Here is a 3,703-nt window from a genome sequence, read left to right as displayed (position 1 = left end):
GAGGCCGGTTCCCTACGCGACCTGGCCAAGTGGGCTCGACCAGAGGCGACGGGGAGGCCCCAGACCATCACTCCGGTGGAAAGGGGGCCCCGCACGCCGACATCGAACCCGGCGTCCCAGATCGCGCTACCGAAAGTACAGAGACCAACACACACCGTCAAGCCGGATCACTTGATCACCCGCATGCTCACCCAACCGACCTCACAGGCGAACAATTCGCACCCTAGGACGGCACGGTCTTCCAGAACCGCGAGGGCCTCCTGCCCGACCAGCCACAGGGCTACTACCACGAGTACACGGTCGAGACCCCCGGCTCCCCCGACCGCGGCGCCCGCCGCATCGTCACGGCCGGCGACCAGGGCGCCGAGGGCATGTACTACACCGCCGACCACTACGAGAGCTTCTCGGACATCGACTTCACCTGCTGAGACCGCCCGCCGCGCCACCGCCCCGGCAGGAACCGGTCAGCGGGGCGGTGGCGCGGCGGCCGCCAGCTCCCTCATCCGGCCGGCGGTCTCCGGGACGTCCTCGAAATGCACCGCCAGATGGTCGGCCCCGGCCTCGTCCCAGGCGGGCAGTTCGGCGGCCAGGCTCTCGCTCCACCCGGCCCGCGCCCCCACCTCCAGCGGACGGCCGGCCAGCTCCCGGACGCGCGACGCGAGGACGGCGAAGTTCTCCGGAGTGGTGTCGACGCTCTGCCACATGTCCGCCTGCCGGGCGGCCCGCCGCAGGGCGGCGTCGCTCATGCCGCCGACCATGACCGGGACCCGCCCGCCGCCCGGACGGGGCTCGAAGACGCCGGTGCCGAACCCGAAACGCTCCCCCTCGAACGGCCCGCCGCCCTCCGCGTGCAGGTGCCGCAGCAGCCGCAGCGCCTCGTCCGTCCGGCCCGCCCGGTCGGCGAAGTCCGCGCCGACCGCCGCGAACTCGGCCCGGTCCCAGCCGATCCCCACCCCGAGCACGAACCGTCCGCCCGACAGCCGGTCCAGCGTGGCGACCTGCTTGGCCAGCGTGAACGGGTCGCGCAGCGGCAGCACCAGCACCGAGGTGCCCAGCCGGATCCGGGAGGTGCGGGCGGCGACGTGCGCCAGGGTGATCAACGGCTCGTAGACGCCGCCGTACACCGGCCCGAACGGCTCCGGCGGGAGCAGATGGTCGGGCAGCCACACCCCTCCGTACCCGAGCTCCTCGGCCAGGACGGCCAGCTCGACGATGCGCCCGGGATCGGCGGCGGTGCTCTCATCAGGCAGAACAGCATGCAGTCGCATGCCGCGACCGTAAACCCTCACGTGCGAGAGTCAACCCCGCCCCGCGCCCGCCGGGTCAGCCGCCGGGCTGGGGCTGGGCGGCCAGTTCGGAGATCTTGCGCTGGATGTCGGGACGGGCCAGCGGCCGAGTCGTGCCGATCCAGTCCGACTTCTGGTACGGCTTCACCCCGATGTTGGGCACGCAGGTCGAGCAGCTCGCCACGATCATCTTGTTCTTGGCGATGACCATCCCGACATGCCCGGGATTGTTGGACGACGTCCCCGGACCGGAGTTGAAGAACACCAGGTCGCCGGGAATCTCCTGCCCCTTCTTGATCTTCACTCCGAACGGCCACTGCTCGAAGGTGGTCCGCGGGATGGCGATGCCCACGGTGCGGTACGCCGCCTGGAGAATGCTGGAGCAGTCCCAGGCGTCCGGGCCGTTGGCGCCGAAGATGTAGCGCTTGCCGCGCTGCGCCATGGCGAACGCGATGATCTGCTGGACGAGCCCACTGGCGTTGGCCGGAAGCTGGTTGTCCTGGCATTCGACGCCGTTCGACTGGACGACCGTGAAGTCGCCGCCCACGTACTTCTTGGCCCAGTCGAGCACGAGGTTCACGTAGTCCCACGAGTGGTTGTACATGAAGATGGCGGTCCGCATCCGCTGCGGGGCGCCGTTGTGCTTGAGGTAGCGGGCGGCGGACGGGATGGCGTCGTCGGGGTCGTACCTGTCCTTCTTGCCGTCCTTGTCGCCGTCCACCGCGAACGCCTTGAACGTGGGGTCCAGGAACTGCATGGGCCCGCCCGCGCCGGCGTAGTTCTCGCCGCTGCTCACCCCGGGCAGCTTGGACGTGCCGTGGCTGGTCTCGACCTTCCCGATCGCGGCCAGGACGTTCCACGGGATGCCGAACTCCTGCCCCGCCTTCTTGTAGCGGGCGAGGTAGTCGGCCGGGATGGCCTTGGCGTCACCGGCCTCGGCGGGCTGCGCCCCCGCCTGCGTGGTGTCGACGCATCCCGCGCTGCCGGCGCCGCCCCCGCCGAACATGAACTGGCTGGCGCCGAACAGCACCGGCACGATCATGAGGGCGGTGAACAGCGTCCCGACGGCGCCGAGCGCCCCGGCGATCAGCAGCCTGCGCCGGTTCATCCGGTGTCACCCGCCTGGCCCTCGTCGGCGGGCACGAAGGAGTACACCCGCAGGGAGCCCCCGTCGCGCGCCACCGTCACCGCGTACTGCTGGCTCTCCTGGGCCGTCTTGCCGCCCCGGGTGACCTGCTGCTTCCCGGTCACCAGAAAGATGATCGAGTTGTCCTCGACGTCGCGGACGCGGTCGAGGGTGGCCGACGCCTGCGCGACGACCTGCTGCTGCCTGCGCTCCTCGAGCTGGCCGGGCGAGCCCGCGCCGCGCTGGAGCTCGGCGAGCAGCGCCTCGGTGACCATGGGCGCGAGCCGGTCGGTGAAGGCCTTGGGGTCCTCGTCGTAGCGGTAGGACCCCTGCGCGGCGGTGAACCGCTGCGCCAGGTCGGCGGCCGTGGCGAACTCCTGCCGCGAGAACGGCAGCAGCCGGTAGAGGTCGAAGTTGCCCGCCGAGACCGAGCCGGAGATCCCGGGCGGCGGGGAGGCGGGACCGGCCGGCCCCGCCGTCGCCGCCGGGGACGGGCGCGCGTCCCCGTCCCCTTCGGAGTCCCCGTCGGGTGCCGCGACGGTCAGGTAGACGCCCACGACGGCGAGGGCGACCACCAGACCCGCGAACAGCATTTTGCGTTGGCGGTCGGTCAGGTTCATCTAGCCGTCCCGATCCGCGTCCCCGTCGGCGGGACGGAGCCAGAACGGGATCGGCGGCCCTTCGGCGCTGTCCCCGCGGCCCCAGAGCGGAGGCGGCTGCTGCCGTCCGCCGGGCCCTCCGCCCGTCGCCTGGCCGGAACCGGTGCCCGCCCCGCCCGCGCGCGGCTTCGGCACACCGGAGGCCGGATCGGGCCTGTTCCGCGCCGGAGCGCCACTGCGGCCACGGGACGGAGCCGAACCGCCCCCGCGACCGCCGGAGCCCCGGCCGCGGCCGCGGTCACCGGACGACGACCGCCCGCCGCCGACACCGCCGAACCAGCCGCCACCTCCACCGGACCCGCCACCGGACCCGCCGTCGGACCCGCCGCCCGACGACCCGCCGCCGTTGGAACTCTCCGGACGCGCCGTCCACGAGGTGGGACGCGCCGCCCCGGAGGGCTTGCTCCCGGACCCGGACGAGCCGCCGCCCACCGCCCCGGCCAGCGCACCGCCTCCGTTGCCGTTGCCGTTGCCCGCCGTCACACCCGCGTCGCCCGCGCGCGCGTCACCGCGCGAGCCCGCGCGGGGCAGGTTGAGCGGGGGCGCGCCCCGCCGCGACCGGCCCTGCGCCGCCGCCACGCCACCGCCGCGGGGCTTGGCCGCCAGCACGGGCGCCGCGTCCGGCGACGAGC

Annotated in this window: 3 protein-coding genes and 2 pseudogenes; 1 reads left to right on the top strand and 4 read right to left on the bottom strand. The window is 73.3% G+C overall.

Annotated elements, in window-relative coordinates; translation table 11 throughout:
* Window positions 1-245: 245 nt before the first annotated feature.
* Window positions 246-428: pseudogene (locus ACFPZN_RS55790) on the top strand (guanyl-specific ribonuclease); the annotation flags it as partial.
* Between the two features lie 36 nt (window positions 429-464).
* Here the strand turns inward: ACFPZN_RS55790 and ACFPZN_RS55785 are convergent.
* The 4 genes and pseudogenes from ACFPZN_RS55785 to ACFPZN_RS55770 all read right to left on the bottom strand — a co-directional run.
* Window positions 465-1,268: a TIGR03619 family F420-dependent LLM class oxidoreductase gene (locus ACFPZN_RS55785; RefSeq protein WP_378293505.1), complete on the bottom strand. Its 804-nt coding sequence runs from the start codon at window positions 1,266-1,268 to the stop codon at window positions 465-467.
* A gap of 55 nt (window positions 1,269-1,323) precedes the next feature.
* Complete coding sequence (locus ACFPZN_RS55780) at window positions 1,324-2,394, bottom strand: C40 family peptidase (RefSeq protein ID WP_378293503.1); 1,071 nt, start codon at window positions 2,392-2,394, stop codon at window positions 1,324-1,326.
* A complete protein-coding gene (locus ACFPZN_RS55775) occupies window positions 2,391-3,032 on the bottom strand; it encodes a hypothetical protein (protein ID WP_378293501.1) in 642 nt (213 codons plus the stop codon). The genes ACFPZN_RS55780 and ACFPZN_RS55775 overlap by 4 nt, the downstream gene beginning before the upstream one ends.
* Window positions 3,033-3,703, bottom strand: a pseudogene (locus ACFPZN_RS55770) (type IV secretion system protein); the annotation flags it as partial.

This window comes from Actinomadura rugatobispora (assembly GCF_042656285.1).
GTDB lineage: Bacteria > Actinomycetota > Actinomycetes > Streptosporangiales > Streptosporangiaceae > Spirillospora > Spirillospora rugatobispora.
The sequence above is the reverse complement of the archived record's forward strand: the minus strand, read 5'-3'. Positions and strand labels throughout refer to the sequence as shown.